Consider the following 13,669-nt stretch of genomic DNA (forward strand, 5'->3'; position numbering starts at 1 on the left):
AAAAATGAAACGAGGTTATACGATGGAACCCATCACTGTAAAATATAAGGTACTGGATGCCCGGGCAAAGGTGCCCGCCTATGCCACCCCCGGCGCAGCTGCCGCCGACCTGTGCGCTGTGCTGGACGCACCGCTGACCGTTGCCCCCATGCAGCGGGTGCTGGTGCCCACCGGCCTTGCCATCGAGCTGCCGGGTGCCCATAGCGTGGCGCTGGTGTACGCCCGCAGCGGCCTGTCCATCAAGCACGGCCTGTGCATGGCAAACGGCGTGGGCGTGGTGGACAGCGATTACCGCGGCGAGCTGAAGGTGCCCATGGTCAATCTGGGAGCCGAGGCTTATACCATCCAGCCCGGCGAGCGGGTGGCGCAGCTGTGCATCGCTCCGGTATACACCGCCGCCTTTGTGCCCGCCGAGGAGCTGGGCGACACCCAGCGCGGTGCGGGCGGCTTTGGCTCTACTGGCCGCTAAAGAAGGGAACACGGAGAAAATGAAGGAAAATAATCTGATCTTAGCCTCTGGCAGCCCCCGCAGACGGGAGTTGCTCTCCCTGTATACCACTGATTTCACCGTCTGCGTCAGCGATTTTGACGAGAGCGCTGTTACCGCCCCCACCCCGGCGCAGCTGGTAGAGCAGCTGGCTATCGGTAAGTGCCTCGCGGTGGCAAAGCAGCACCCGGATGCCGTGGTCATCGGCTGCGACACGGTGGTGGATGTGGACGGCACCGTGTTCGGCAAGCCCCACGATGCCGAGGATGCCAAGCGGATGCTGCGCGCTCTCTCCGGCAAGACCCATCAGGTACACACCGGTGTGTGCATTGCAAAAGGGGACAGGGCAGAGCATTTTGTGGACAGCTGCAAGGTGACCTTTTTCCCGCTGGGGGAGGAGGAAATCGCATTTTATACCGCTACCCCGGAACCTTACGATAAGGCCGGTGCCTATGCCATTCAGGGGCGCGCGGCTCTGTGGCTGGACCGCATCGAGGGCGACTACTACACCATTATGGGGCTGCCGGTCAGCCGCACCGTACAGCTGCTGGAGCATTTTTTGTGAGAAAAATGGAAAAATGATAGAAAACTTGCCGAAACGCTTGAGAAATGAAGCACTTGCGGCTATAATAGAACCGTGTTATTCTGCGCAGGAGGGTCTGTTTACCGCAGACTGTCCGGCATTCTGGGATAGATTTAAGGAACGATCGTAAGGAGAATTGAAACAATGAGTTTTCTGTCAAAGGACGTTGGCATTGATCTGGGTACTGCCAATACTCTGGTCTACATGAAGGGCAAGGGCATCATCATGCGTGAGCCCTCGGTCGTGGCGGTGGACACCAAGACCGACGAAGTGCGCTGCGTGGGCGGCGAGGCAAAGGCTGTCATCGGCCGTACCCCCGGCAGCATTGTGGCAGTGCGTCCCCTGAAAGACGGCGTCATCGCCGATTTCGACATCACGGCCAATATGCTGGAGAACTTCCTCAAAAAGGCCTGCGGCAACAGCATGTTCTCCCGTCCCCGGGTGGTCATCTGCATCCCCTCCGGTGTTACCGAAGTGGAGCGCCGCGCAGTGCGCGAGGCTACCCTGAAGGCCGGTGCCCGTCAGGTGTCTGTCATTGAAGAGCCCATGGCTGCTGCCATCGGTGCAGGTCTGCCCATCAGCGAGCCCACCGGCAGCATGATCGTGGATATCGGCGGCGGCACGGCGGAGATCGCTGTCATCTCTCTGGGCGGTATCGTGGCTTCCCGCAGCGTGCGCATGGCCGGTGATATGTTCGATCAGGCTATCATTGCTTTCATTAAGCGCAAGTACAACCTGCTCATCGGTGAGCGCACCGCCGAGCAGATCAAGATCGAGATCGGCTCTGCCTATGCGCTGGACCCGGAGCTGACCATGGAGATCAAGGGTCGCAACCTTGTGGACGGCCTGCCCAAGAACATCGTGGTGCACTCTGAGGATGTGCGCGGCGCGCTGCTGGAGTGTCTGGTCAAGATCACCACTGCCATCAAGGAGACGCTGGAGCGCACCCCGCCGGAACTGAGCGCAGATATCATTGACCGCGGCATCACCCTGACCGGCGGCGGCGCTCTGCTGCGCGGTCTGGATCAGCTGATCCAGAGTGAGACCGGCATTGACGTGCATATTGCGGATGACCCGCTGGATTGCGTGGCCAAGGGTGCCGGTGCGGTGCTGGATCATGTGGATGTGCTGCATGATGTGCTGGACACCGATGGAGGACATATGTAAGAGCGGCTCTCTGCGGAGAGTACTGCTTTAAATGCGGAAAAGTTTCAGACACAGCAGCTGTGCGTTTTTCCGCTGCAAACACTGCATCTTGCGCGGATGGCACGGCTGTCCGCGCTTTTTTCATGCAAAGGCCTGCGGTAGAGCGCGGGCACCCCGACAGGAGGGAAGGACCCTTTGAAAGATTTTTTTGATACCTGGAAATTCAAGATCCTTGTGGCCGTAGCAGTATTTCTGGTGGGCATCATGGCCTACGCCGGAGCCAACGGCCGTCTGACCGCCGCCCCGCAGGAACTGCTGGGCGTGATCCTGACCCCTTTCCAGAAGGCGGCGGCTGTGGTCAGCGGCGGCGTGGGTGCGGTGTGGGAAAAATACACCAGCATCGATGAAGTCATGGAGCAGAACGAGCAGCTGGAAGCGGAAAACGCCGAGCTGCGCCAGCAGATGGTGGACTACGACCGCATCAAGGCCGAGAACGATGCCTACAAGGCGCTGGCGAACATTCAGAAAAAGAACAGTAATGCCACCTATGTGTCCGGCTTTGTCATCGGCCGCGACCCGCTGGACGAGTTCGGCGGCTTCACGCTGGACAAGGGCACCGCAGATGGCGTAGCGGTGAACGATGCGGTCATCAGTGACCGGGGCTATCTGCTGGGCATGGTGGTGGAAGCCGACCCGACCAGCTGCAAGGTAATGACCATCCTGCACCCCAGCTTCAACGCGGCGGGCGTTGTTTCCCGTACCCGGGAAAACGGTATCCTGAACGGCAATACTACCTACGCGGCGGATGGCCTGTGTACTCTGACCAATCTGGAGCGCAGCACCGAGACCCGCGCGGGTGATCAGGTCATCACCACCGGTCTGGGCGGGGTGTTCCCGCCGGATCTGCTGGTGGGAACAGTGCAGGACGTGGTGCCGGAGGCCAGCGGCAAATCCTCCATTGCGGTGGTGCGCCCCGGTGTCGACCCCCGCACCGCCAAGCACGTTTTTATCATTACTGCGTACTAAGGAGGGCACACTGCTATGGAATCTCGCCGCAAGCGCAGCCGCAGCCAGCTGCTGAAGTGGGGCTGCTATGTGCTGGCGCTGTTTGTGTGCGCCGCTTTGCAGACTACGCCCGGGCTGTTTCAGCTGGGGCAGGCAAAGCCGCTGCTGGTGCTGCCGCTATGTCTGGCGGTGGCAGTATTTGAGGGAGAGTTTGCCGGAGCACTGCTGGGCACGGTGGGCGGCCTTTTGTGGGACTACGCCGCCGGGCGCACGGTGGGTATGCTGGCGCTGGAACTGCTGCTGCTCTGCTTTGGGGTATCGGTGCTGGTGCAGCTGTATTTACAGGTGAACTTTGGCAACTTTGCCGCAGTAAGCACCACAACGGCGCTGGTGGTACTCTCGCTGGACTGGCTGTTTTTCTATTATATGCCGGGCTATGCCGGCGCTGCGCTGCGGTACATTGCCTTTGTACTGCCTAGTGCAGTGCTGACCATCCCGGCGGCGCTGCTGGCCTTCTGGCTGGTGCAGCGCATCCATGACGGGTTTGGGATCGACAACGGTGTGGTCTAACCCGTAAAAGGAGAACCAGATGAACGAAAATGAACGCAAGGTCGTGGTGCGGCGGATGCTGCTGCTCATTGCAGTGGCCTGTATCATCATGGGGCTGTATACCTTCCGGCTGATTTTTTTGCAGCTGGTCAACGGAGACAGCTTCAAGGCAAAAGCCACCACCACCACGGATTATAAGTTCACGGTCACCGCCGCGCGCGGCAATATCGTGGACAGCACCGGCAAGCGCATCGCCACCACCAGCACCGGCTATAATGTGGTGCTGAACAAGCTGCAGATGGGGGATCAGGATCTGGACACCATGCTGCAGCAGATCGTGGAACTTTTGCGCAAGAACGATGAAAAATGGCTGGACACCCTGCTCATCAGCGAGCCGGATGCCGCCGGGAACTATACCTTTACGGACAGCGCCGACAGCACCAGCGACCAGAAAACGCTGGCAGACATGAAGGAGACGCTGGGCCTGCAGCAGTACGCCACCGCCAACGATGTGATGGAGATGCTGGTGGAGAAGAACCATCTGGAAAGCTTTTCTCTGCCGTGGCAGCGGGTGCTGGCGGGCATCCATTATGAGATGGACCGGCAGGCCTTTTCCAACGTGAACAACTTCATCATGGCAGAAAACGTCAGTCAGGTGACGGTTGCTGCCATCAAGGAACATTCCCTCACTTTGCCGGGCGTGGAGATCGTGGAGACCAGCACCCGCAGCTATGAGCAGGGCGATATTCTCCCCGCTGTGCTGGGGCGTGTGGGCAAGATCACCGCCGAAAAGTGGAAGGTGACCGACGAAAACGGTCAGGTGACCTATCCGCTCAAGGAAAAAGGCTATAACATGAACGATGTGATCGGCATCTCAGGCCTTGAATCCGTGTACGAGGACGAGCTGCGCGGCAAGGACGGTGTGGAGACTATCACCCGCAATTCGGACGGCGTGATCGTGGATACCAAGATCACCACTGTGCCGGAGCCGGGGCATACCGTGCAGTTGACCATCAACAGCGACTTTCAGCGGGCGGTAGACAAGGCCCTTGCCAATAACATCGATATGATCAACCGGGTGTACAACACCGGTGATATGAAAGCCGCCGCCGGTGCTGCGGTGGTGCTGGATGTGAAGGACGGCAGCGTGCTGGCGGCTGCGAACTACCCCAGCTTTGACCAGAACCTGTACGCCACCAACTATTCCGAGTACAGCGCTGACCCCAGTCTGCCCCTGTTCAACCGGGCGCTGCAAGGCCTGTACACGCCCGGCTCCACCTTTAAACCTGCTGTGGCAGTGGCGGCGCTGGACAGCGGCCTGATCAACCAGTACTCCACCGTCAACTGCACCGGCGTGTACACCTATTATAAGGATTACCACCCCCGCTGCACCCGCCACGGCCACAGCGGCAACATTGATGTAGTCACTGCCATCAAGTGGAGCTGCAACATCTTCTTCTACGATGTGGGCCGCCGCCTGACCAGTGATGTCTACGATGCCTACGCCTACAAGCTGGGTCTTGGGCAGCGCACCGGCGTGGAGGTCAACGAGGCTGTGGGACGCCTGACCAAAAAGACGGACAAAAACTACACCTCCTCGCTGGATATTCAGGCCGCCATCGGACAGGGCAACACGGTGGTAAGCCCCATCCAGCTGGCTACCTACGCCGCCACGCTGGCCAACAACGGTGTGCGCTATCGCACCCACTTTGTCAAGGCGATTCTGGATACCAACACCGGCGAGGTGCTCAGCGAGACCCAGCCGGAGGTGATGGATATCATCGAGGGCAACGGCAACACCTTTGATCTGGTGCGGCAGGGCATGACACTGGTGCCCAGCACCATCAGCGGCAAGATCTCCAGCTACCCCATTGCCATCGCCTGCAAGACCGGCACCCCCCAGCGCAGCGAGACCTACGCCTCTGGCAAGCACTACCTGAACGCCATGATGATCGCTTACCTTCCGGCAGACGACCCGGAGATCGCCATCGGCATTACGGTAGAGTACGGCGGCTACGGTGCCCGCACCGGTGATCTGGTGGTGGATATCGCCAATGCCTACTTTGCCATGAAGGACGGCACGCTGGAGGTGGACCCCTATGTGGATCCGCGCACCGTGGTGCAGGAGGATGCCGCGGCATCGGATACCGCTGCCCAGACCGCCCCGGATGCTGCGAATGATGCACAGACCGATGCGGCCGCCGCAGAACCGCAGCAGACGACCGCGCCTGCAGGGGTGACAGAGGAGGAAAACAACGATGCAATGCTTGCGCAGTAAAGCGCAGCTGCGTGCAAAGTGCTGAACTTGAACGAAAATTTGAATATTGTGTCCAAAAACCTGTTGTAAATGAGTTGCGTTTGTGATATCATGTATAACAAAGGAAATTTATCAAGCGTTTTATATACAAATGTTTCAATAGAGGAGAGATCTACAGATGACGATTGCCCTGATTGCGCATGACTCCAAAAAGGAGCTGATGGTTCAGTTCTGCACGGCATACTGCCGTATTCTGAGCCAGCATAAATTGGTGGCGACCGGCACGACCGGCAAACTGATTTCCGAGGCCACCGGCCTGCAGGTACAGCGTTTTCTGGCCGGTGTGCAGGGCGGTGACCAGCAGATCGCGTCCCGCATTGCCTGCAATGAGATCGACCTGCTGCTGTTCTTCCGCGACCCCATCAATGCAAAGCCCAGCGAGCCGAACGAGATGACCCTGCTGCGCCTGTGCGATGTGCACAACATCCCCATGGCTACCAACATTGCTACTGCTGAGGTACTGATCCACGGACTTGAGCGCGGAGATCTGGACTGGCGCGATATCGTGCACCCGCAAAACTAAGATGTGCAAAAAAGAAGCGCTGCATCATACAGATGTGGCGCTTCTTTTTGCTTTGCCGGTAAAAATGCAATGCGTGTTTGCCGTGGTGTCAGACCGTTCCGTTCACTTTAAAATCCTGTGCCATCTCCTGCACGTCGGCGGCGGTAAACTCGCCCAAGGGCAGCAGCAGCCGGGCAAGGGTGTCCTGCGGCAGCGCCGCCAGTGCGGCGCTCTCGTCCAGTGCAGCATCCACGGCGGGGCAGACGGTGTGCACACCATCGCTGCCCAGCTCTACCCGGGCGTGATGCCCGGTGGCAACGTACTGGATGCCCAGCTTGTCGGCAGCAGTCAGCAGGGCGGCAAAACGTGCATCGTTGCCGCTGCCCAGCACTTCGGCGGGCTGGGCTGCCAGTGCTTCTGCCTTCAGTACGATGCACTCAATGCCAAGAGCCTCGGCAGCCTGCCGTGCGGCTGCGGCCCAAGCGCTCTGGTCAGCGGCCAGCTGCACCACAGCCCCGGCTACGCCGAAGCCCTGCTGCTGCAAAATGCGCACCACAACGCCGCAATCTACGGTGCCGTCCATACTGACAAGCACTTTGTCCTGTGTTTCGTAGGTGTCGAACCCGTTGCCGGGCAAAAATGCGTCGCTCATGTTCCTTGCCTCCCGCCATGTGCTTTGCTTTGTGCTACGGCCAGCTGGTCGCAGCGTTCGTTTTCCGGGTGGCCTGCATGGCCCTTTACCCAGACATAGGTGATTTTGTGCCGTGCCTCCTGCTCCAGTGCCTGTGCCCATAAGTCCGGATTCAGGGCAGGGGAGCCGTCGGCTTTTTTCCAGCCCCGGCGCTTCCAGCCCTTGGCCCAGCCCTTTTCCAGCCCGTTGATGACGTACTGACTGTCGGAGCACAGCCGCACCTCGCAGGGCTCCTTGAGCTGGCGCAGCGCCTCGATAAAGGCCGTCAGCTCCATGCGGTTGTTGGTGGTGCTGGCGTCGCCGCCGCTCAGTTCCTTTTCGTACACCTTGCCGTCAAAGCGGTAGCGCAGCACCGCACCCCAGCCGCCCGGGCCGGGATTGCCGCTGCAAGCGCCATCTGTGTACACCTCTACCTGTTTCATGGGGTTCTCCTTATAGAATAGAATACCTTTATTTAGCGCTATTTTGCCCGGGATGTCAAGAGCCAATGTATACGCCGGCCCGGTTTTGCCAAACCTTGGAATTGACAAAACCGGTGCGAGATACTATACTTAGCGTAACAAAATGCGTATAGGGGTGCACCAAAGGCGTGCGCCCGGCTGTTCCGGCAGAAACGCCACGGTCGCATCGAACAGATGGACTTACCTGGCCAAGAATCTCTTGCGGAACCAACAGCGCTGCTGCAAAAAGCACGCTGAACGATAAATTCTATACGATGCATCAACCGGAAGCCGATGCAGTTTCAGGTGCTTCCCCTGTGCAAGGTGCGGCTGCTCTCCCCGGCGGAGCGCGGTCTGGCTTGCAATTGAATCTGGAGGTAAAGAATGGCTCAAGCAAAAGAAAATAACCCCGCATCCCGCGCAAAAGCTCCGGCAGCGCCCAAGGCAGCCGCCGCAAACGGCACTGCTCCCGCAGGGGAAAAGCGCACCCGTCCCACTACCCGCCGCCCCTACTATAACCGCCGCCCGCGCCGTGCGCAGCAGCCCAAGGAGGCAGCGACCCCCATCCATATCTACCCGCTGGGCGGTCTGGGCGAGGTCGGCAAGAACATGACCGTCTACGAGTGCAACGGCGATATGATCATCGTGGACTGCGGTCTGGTGTTCCCGGACAGCGAGATGTTCGGCGTGGACATGGTCATCCCGGACTTCACCTTTGTGGTGCAGAACAAGGACAAGATTAAGGGTCTGCTCATCACCCACGGCCACGAGGACCACATTGGCAGCATTCCCTATCTGCTGCAAAAGATCAGCCTGCCGGTGTATGGCACCCGCCTGACCTGCGGCCTGATCAAGAACAAGCTGGAGGAGTTCGGCCTTGCCGGCAAGACCAAGTTTGTGGAGATCGTGCCCCGTCAGAAGATCAAGCTGGGCTGCTTTACCGTGGAGCCTATCCATGTGAACCACTCCATCCCGGATGCTGTGGCTTTTGCCATCGACAGCCCCGCCGGTACCATCATCCAGACCGGCGACTTTAAGATCGACTACACCCCGCTGGCCTGCGGCGTGACCGACCTGTCCACCCTGTCTGAGTACGGGCAGCGCGGTGTGCTGGCTTTGCTGAGCGACTCCACCAACGCGGAGCGCCCGGGCTTTACCGCCACCGAGCAGAAGGTGGCCGCCGGTGTGCGCAGCCTGTTTGCCCGCGCCCGCAACAAGCGCATCATCATTGCGACCTTTGCGTCCAACATCTACCGCGTGCAGCAGATCATTGATCTGGCTGTGGAGGATGGCCGCAAGGTGGCCTTCAGCGGCCGCAGCATGGTCAACAACACCGCCATGGCGCAGGAGCTGGGCTATATGCACATCCCGGAGGGCACCCTGATCAGCGTAGACGAGCTGAACCAGTACCCGCCGGAGCAGGTGGTGCTGGTGACTACCGGCAGTCAGGGCGAGCCCTTGAGCGCGCTGAGCCGTATGGCCTCCTGCAGCCACCGTCAGGTGCGGGTAGGCCCCGGCGACTTCATCATCATCTCCGCAAACCCCATCCCTGGCAACGAAAAGAGCGTGACCAAGATCGTCAACGGTCTGCTGCTGCTGGGCGCAGAGGTCATCTACGAGAGCATGTACGATGTGCATGTTTCCGGTCACGCCTGTCAGGAGGAGCAGAAGCTGATGCTCACCCTGACCAAGCCCAAGTACTTCCTGCCCGTGCACGGCGAGTATAAGCAGCTGAAAAAGCACGCCCTCACCGCTGCAAGTCTGGGCATTCCCACCAGCAATATCCTCATTGCAGAAAACGGCTCCAACGTTATCCTCTCGCAGGACGAGATGAAGCTGGGCGAGCCGGTGACCGCCGGCGCCGTTATGGTGGACGGCCTTGGCGTGGGCGATGTGGGCAACGTGGTGCTGCGGGACCGCAAGCACCTCTCCGAGGACGGTCTTGTTATCATCGTGGCTACCGTGGACAGCAAGACCGGCAAGGTGCTGGCCGGGCCGGATCTGGTAAGCCGGGGCTTCGTGTATGTGCGCGAGAACGAGAGCCTGATGGACGGTGCCCAGAGCATTGTGGAAAATGCACTGGAGCGCTGTGTGGACGAGCACGTCCGGGACTGGAACAGCGTAAAGACCCGTGTGCGTGAGGCGCTGAGCAGTTATATCTACCGGCGCACCAAGCGCAGCCCGATGATTCTACCGATCCTGATGGAGGTCTGACCCGGGCGCACCGCAAGGCGGTGCAGCGTCTGAGGAGGCAAAAAAACCAATGAAACGTAAACCAAGATGGACACTGGAAATGCTCACGGCCAGTCTGGCGGTGCTGTGCGGCCTTTTGCTGCTGGCGCTGCTGGTGCAGCGCCCCATGGCATGGCCGCTGCTGGCTGTGCTGGTGGTGCTGTGGGGCATAGGGGCAACCCTGTTCCGCTGCAAGCTGCGCAGCTGGGTGGTGCGCTGGACAAGCGGCACCACCTTTGAAAAATCCAAGGTGCAGTTCAGTCTGGAGCCCCTTTCCCAGCCTGCGGCGCTGCTTTCCGGCGAGACGGTGCTGTGGTACAACAGCCAGTTCCGCACCCGTCTGCTGGGCGGGCAGGATGTGCTGGCCAGCCGGGTGCAGAAGCTGCTGCCCGGGCTGGATCTGCAGCTGTGCCGCAAGCGTGAGGGACAGCTGCTGACCCTTGCCGACGGCTACTGGAGCGTGCACAGCTCCACCGTGCCCGGCGAAGCCGAAAGCATGACCCTGCTGGTGCTGAACGAGGAGACCGAGCTGCGCCGCATCGAGGCAGAGTACAAGGCCAGCCGTCCGGGGTATCTTGCCTTTCAGCTGGATGGCTACGATGATGTGTTCGGGGACCTGATGGACAGCGAGCGCGCCCGCCTGCTGGAGGGCGTCAACCGCATTCTGGAGGATATGATCGGGCGCGGCAGCGGCTTTCTGCGCCGGGTAGGCAGCGGCGGACGCTACATTGCAGTGGTGGAGGAGCGCCAGCTGGAGCAGTTCGCCAACCGCGGCTACGATGTGCTGGATAAGATCCGCGCACTGGACCCCGGCGTGAGCCTTTCGATGTCCATTGGTATCGGACGCGGTGCACGCACCCTGCGGGAAGCGCAGGATATGGCCGAGCACGCGTTGGATATGGCGCAGGGACGCGGCGGCGATCAGGCCGCTGAGATGACGCTGGATGGCTTTACCTTCTACGGCGGCGTGAGCCATGGTGTGGAAAAGCGCAGCAAGGTGCGCAGCCGCCTTGTGGCCGACCAGCTGGTCAAACTGATCAAAGAAGCCGACCATGTGGTCATCATGGGTCACCGCATGAGCGATCTGGATGCTATCGGCGCAGCCGAGGGCGTGCTGCGCATTTGTAAGATCTGCGATGTGCCGGCGGTCATCGCCGTCCGGCGGGACGCTACACTGGCGGCCAGCCTGATTGATGCGCTGTGCAAGGCGGGGCAGAAGGATGACTTCATTGACCCCAAGGACGCCCTGCCCATCATTTCTAAGCGTACCCTGTGTATCGTGGTGGATACATATCAGGTGGGCCTTGTGGAAAGCAAGGACATTCTGGAAAAATGCGGCAAGGTTGCTGTCATCGACCACCACCGCAAGGGTGTGGGCTACATTGAGAACCCGGCGCTGGTCTGCCACGAGCCCTATTCTTCCTCGGCCAGCGAGCTGGTCACCGAGCTTTTGCAGTATGTGGGCGAGCGGGACGACAAGCCCAATCGCATTGAAGCCGAAGGTCTGCTTGCCGGTATTTTGCTGGATACGCAGGACTTTACCTTGCACACCGGTGTGCGTACTTTTGAAGCCGCCGCTGCACTGCGCCGCTACGGCGCAGAGACCGAGCGGGTGCGCAGGCTGTTCGATGTGACCATGGTGGAGTACAACGCCAAGGCCGATCTGGTGGAAAAGGCGCAGATGTACAAAAACTGTGCCATCTCCATTGGCGGCGAGGTCGCCCCGGAAGCCCGGGTCGCCATTGCGCAGGCCGCCAACGACCTGCTGCGCATTCAGGGCGTGGACGCCAGCTTTGTGGCAGTGCAGGTGGGCAACGGCGTAAACATCTCTGCCCGCAGCATGGGTGCCGTGAATGTGCAGGTGATCATGGAGTCGCTGGGCGGCGGCGGTCATCAGACCATGGCAGCAGCCCAGCTGAAGCATATCACCCCGCAGGCGGCCCGCAGCCGCATTCAGGATGCCATCGACCAATATTATCTCTCCCAGAAAAAGACTACGCCGGAAGCACGACCGGCAAAAGGGGAATAAAACATGAAACAGTACGATTATCTCATCGTTGGTGCCGGTCTGTTCGGTGCCGTGTTTGCCCACGAGGCAAAAAAAGCAGGCAAAAAGTGTCTGGTCATTGATAAGCGCGACCATATCGCGGGCAATATCTACACCGAGAATGTGGAGGGCATCAATGTGCACCGCTACGGCGCGCATATCTTCCACACCAACAACAAGGCCGTGTGGCAGTATGTAAACCAGTTTGCAGAGTTCAACCGCTATACCAACAGCCCGGTGGCCAACTACCACGGCCAGATCTACAATCTGCCCTTCAACATGAACACCTTCAACAAGATGTGGGGTGTTGTGACTCCTGCCGAAGCAAAGGCCAAGATCGAAGAGCAGAAGGCCGCTGCCGGCATCACCGACCCGCAGAACCTCGAAGAGCAGGCCATCAGCCTTGTGGGCACCGATATCTACGAAAAGCTCATCAAGGGCTACACCGGCAAGCAGTGGGGACGACCCTGCACCGAGCTGCCCGCCTTTATCATCAAGCGCCTGCCGGTGCGCTTTACCTACGACGACAACTACTTCAACGCCCTGTATCAGGGCATCCCCAATGGCGGATACACCGCCATGGTGGAAAAGATGCTGGCTGGTACCGAGGTGCGCCTGAATGTGGATTATCTGGCCGACAAGGCTGCGCTGGACGCACTGGCTGAAAAGGTGGTCTACACCGGCCCGGTGGACGCCTACTTCGGCTACCGTCTGGGCGCGCTGCAGTACCGCAGCGTCCGCTTTGAGACTGAGGTGCTGGATACCGACAACTATCAAGGCAACGCGGTGGTCAACTACACCGATGCTGAGACCCCCTATACCCGCATCATCGAGCACAAGCACTTCGAGTTCGGCACCCAGCCCAAGACCGTTATCAGCCGGGAGTACAGCGCCGAGTGGAAAAAGGGCGACGAGCCCTACTATCCCGTCAACGATGAGAAGAACGGTGCCCTGTATGCGCAGTACAAGGCGCTGGCCGATGCCGAGCCGGGTGTGATCTTCGGCGGTCGTCTGGGCGAGTATAAGTACTACGACATGGACAAGGTCATCGAGGTAGCGCTGGACGTGGCCGCAAAGGAACTGGCGTAAATGCCCCGCTTCCTCTTGCCCAAAAACGACAAATGCGCTATACTATTACCATAAGACTGCACCGGTTTTCCGGTGAGAAGTGAGGGATACTATCATGAAAGTGATTCTGAAGCAGGATATCAAGGGCATCGGTAAGAAGGACGAGATCCACGAGGTCTCCGACGGCTACGCCCGCAACTACCTGTTCCCGCGCAAGCTGGCCGCTGTGGCGGATGCCAGCGCTGTGAACATGGCCCGCGGCAAGGAGGCCGCAGCCGATTTCCACGAGGCTGAGAACGTGGCAGCCGCCAAGGCTCTGGCTGCCAAGATCGAGGGCAAGACCGTGACCATCAAGGCCAAGGGCGGCGCATCCGGCCGTCTGCACGGCAAGGTGACCGGCAAGGAAGTTGCCGAGGCACTGGCTGCGCTGGCAGGTGCACCCATCGACAAAAAGAAGATCGAGCTGGAGACCAAGGACATCAAGGATGCCGGCGTGTTCAACGGCAAGGTCCGTCTGTACGTTGGCGTCGTGGCTTCCTTCAGGATCCAGGTGGAAGTGGAACAGGCCTGATCTGTGTGCCGTTTGCGCCCCCTCACAGCAG

The 13,669-nt window shown here is 59.8% G+C and carries 13 protein-coding genes; 11 read left to right on the forward strand and 2 right to left on the reverse strand.

Annotated features, from left to right (window positions below; all coding sequences use genetic code 11):
• The first annotated feature begins 22 nt into the window (after positions 1-22).
• From dut to mgsA, 7 genes are all read left to right on the forward strand, one after another.
• A complete protein-coding gene (gene dut / locus MTP36_RS06575; protein WP_055185030.1) occupies positions 23-469 on the forward strand; it encodes a dUTP diphosphatase in 447 nt (148 codons plus the stop codon).
• A 19-nt stretch (positions 470-488) separates the two neighbouring features.
• Positions 489-1,052: a Maf family protein gene (locus tag MTP36_RS06580; RefSeq protein ID WP_249254209.1), complete on the forward strand. Its 564-nt coding sequence runs from the start codon at positions 489-491 to the stop codon at positions 1,050-1,052.
• Between the two features lie 162 nt (positions 1,053-1,214).
• Positions 1,215-2,237 carry a rod shape-determining protein gene (locus MTP36_RS06585; protein ID WP_118657372.1) on the forward strand — a complete coding sequence of 341 codons (1,023 nt, stop codon included), beginning with the start codon at positions 1,215-1,217 and terminating at the stop codon, positions 2,235-2,237.
• Between the two features lie 174 nt (positions 2,238-2,411).
• Positions 2,412-3,242: a rod shape-determining protein MreC gene (mreC, locus tag MTP36_RS06590; protein ID WP_249254210.1), complete on the forward strand. Its 831-nt coding sequence runs from the start codon at positions 2,412-2,414 to the stop codon at positions 3,240-3,242.
• A 15-nt stretch (positions 3,243-3,257) separates the two neighbouring features.
• Positions 3,258-3,791 (forward strand): rod shape-determining protein MreD, encoded by a 534-nt coding sequence (gene mreD / locus MTP36_RS06595; RefSeq protein ID WP_118657370.1) that lies wholly within the window; start codon positions 3,258-3,260, stop codon positions 3,789-3,791.
• Positions 3,792-3,810: 19 nt separating this feature from the next.
• On the forward strand, positions 3,811-6,048 hold the full coding sequence (locus MTP36_RS06600) for a peptidoglycan D,D-transpeptidase FtsI family protein (RefSeq protein WP_249254211.1): 2,238 nt from the start codon (positions 3,811-3,813) through the stop codon (positions 6,046-6,048).
• Between the two features lie 157 nt (positions 6,049-6,205).
• Positions 6,206-6,610: a methylglyoxal synthase gene (gene mgsA, locus MTP36_RS06605; protein WP_005923510.1), complete on the forward strand. Its 405-nt coding sequence runs from the start codon at positions 6,206-6,208 to the stop codon at positions 6,608-6,610.
• Positions 6,611-6,698: 88 nt separating this feature from the next.
• Here mgsA and MTP36_RS06610 read toward each other — a convergent pair whose 3' ends face one another.
• Together MTP36_RS06610 and rnhA are read right to left on the reverse strand one after the other, a co-directional pair.
• The gene (locus MTP36_RS06610) at positions 6,699-7,241 is read right to left on the reverse strand and encodes a hypothetical protein (protein ID WP_249254212.1); all 543 of its coding nucleotides are present in this window, start codon (positions 7,239-7,241) and stop codon (positions 6,699-6,701) included.
• Positions 7,238-7,702 (reverse strand): ribonuclease HI, encoded by a 465-nt coding sequence (gene rnhA / locus MTP36_RS06615; protein ID WP_015537876.1) that lies wholly within the window; start codon positions 7,700-7,702, stop codon positions 7,238-7,240. Before rnhA ends, MTP36_RS06610 begins: the two co-directional genes overlap by 4 nt.
• A gap of 402 nt (positions 7,703-8,104) precedes the next feature.
• Here rnhA and MTP36_RS06620 point away from each other — a divergent pair, with 402 nt between their 5' ends.
• From MTP36_RS06620 to rplI, 4 genes are all read left to right on the forward strand, one after another.
• A complete protein-coding gene (locus MTP36_RS06620) occupies positions 8,105-9,934 on the forward strand; it encodes a ribonuclease J (RefSeq protein ID WP_249254213.1) in 1,830 nt (609 codons plus the stop codon).
• Positions 9,935-9,983: 49 nt separating this feature from the next.
• Entirely contained in the window at positions 9,984-11,981 is a 1,998-nt protein-coding gene (locus tag MTP36_RS06625; RefSeq protein WP_199680536.1) for a DHH family phosphoesterase, read from the forward strand.
• Between the two features lie 3 nt (positions 11,982-11,984).
• A complete protein-coding gene (gene glf / locus MTP36_RS06630; protein ID WP_055185047.1) occupies positions 11,985-13,088 on the forward strand; it encodes a UDP-galactopyranose mutase in 1,104 nt (367 codons plus the stop codon).
• A gap of 94 nt (positions 13,089-13,182) precedes the next feature.
• Positions 13,183-13,638, forward strand: a complete 456-nt coding sequence (rplI, locus tag MTP36_RS06635) for a 50S ribosomal protein L9 (protein WP_249254214.1) — start codon at positions 13,183-13,185, stop codon at positions 13,636-13,638.
• Positions 13,639-13,669 lie beyond the last annotated feature (31 nt).

The organism is Faecalibacterium sp. I4-1-79, from assembly GCF_023347235.1.
Classification (GTDB): Bacteria; Bacillota; Clostridia; order Oscillospirales; family Ruminococcaceae; genus Faecalibacterium; species Faecalibacterium tardum.

Excerpts from the sequence above, each read along its gene's own strand:
- dut (WP_055185030.1), top strand. The coding sequence starts at position 23 with ATGGAACCCATCACTGTAAAATATAAGGTACTGGATGCCCGGGCAAAG.
- MTP36_RS06580 (WP_249254209.1), top strand. The coding sequence starts at position 489 with ATGAAGGAAAATAATCTGATCTTAGCCTCTGGCAGCCCCCGCAGACGG.
- MTP36_RS06585 (WP_118657372.1), top strand. The coding sequence starts at position 1,215 with ATGAGTTTTCTGTCAAAGGACGTTGGCATTGATCTGGGTACTGCCAAT.
- mreD (WP_118657370.1), top strand. The coding sequence starts at position 3,258 with ATGGAATCTCGCCGCAAGCGCAGCCGCAGCCAGCTGCTGAAGTGGGGC.
- MTP36_RS06600 (WP_249254211.1), top strand. The coding sequence starts at position 3,811 with ATGAACGAAAATGAACGCAAGGTCGTGGTGCGGCGGATGCTGCTGCTC.
- mgsA (WP_005923510.1), top strand. The coding sequence starts at position 6,206 with ATGACGATTGCCCTGATTGCGCATGACTCCAAAAAGGAGCTGATGGTT.
- MTP36_RS06610 (WP_249254212.1), bottom strand. The coding sequence starts at position 7,241 with ATGAGCGACGCATTTTTGCCCGGCAACGGGTTCGACACCTACGAAACA.
- rnhA (WP_015537876.1), bottom strand. The coding sequence starts at position 7,702 with ATGAAACAGGTAGAGGTGTACACAGATGGCGCTTGCAGCGGCAATCCC.
- MTP36_RS06620 (WP_249254213.1), top strand. The coding sequence starts at position 8,105 with ATGGCTCAAGCAAAAGAAAATAACCCCGCATCCCGCGCAAAAGCTCCG.
- MTP36_RS06625 (WP_199680536.1), top strand. The coding sequence starts at position 9,984 with ATGAAACGTAAACCAAGATGGACACTGGAAATGCTCACGGCCAGTCTG.
- glf (WP_055185047.1), top strand. The coding sequence starts at position 11,985 with ATGAAACAGTACGATTATCTCATCGTTGGTGCCGGTCTGTTCGGTGCC.
- rplI (WP_249254214.1), top strand. The coding sequence starts at position 13,183 with ATGAAAGTGATTCTGAAGCAGGATATCAAGGGCATCGGTAAGAAGGAC.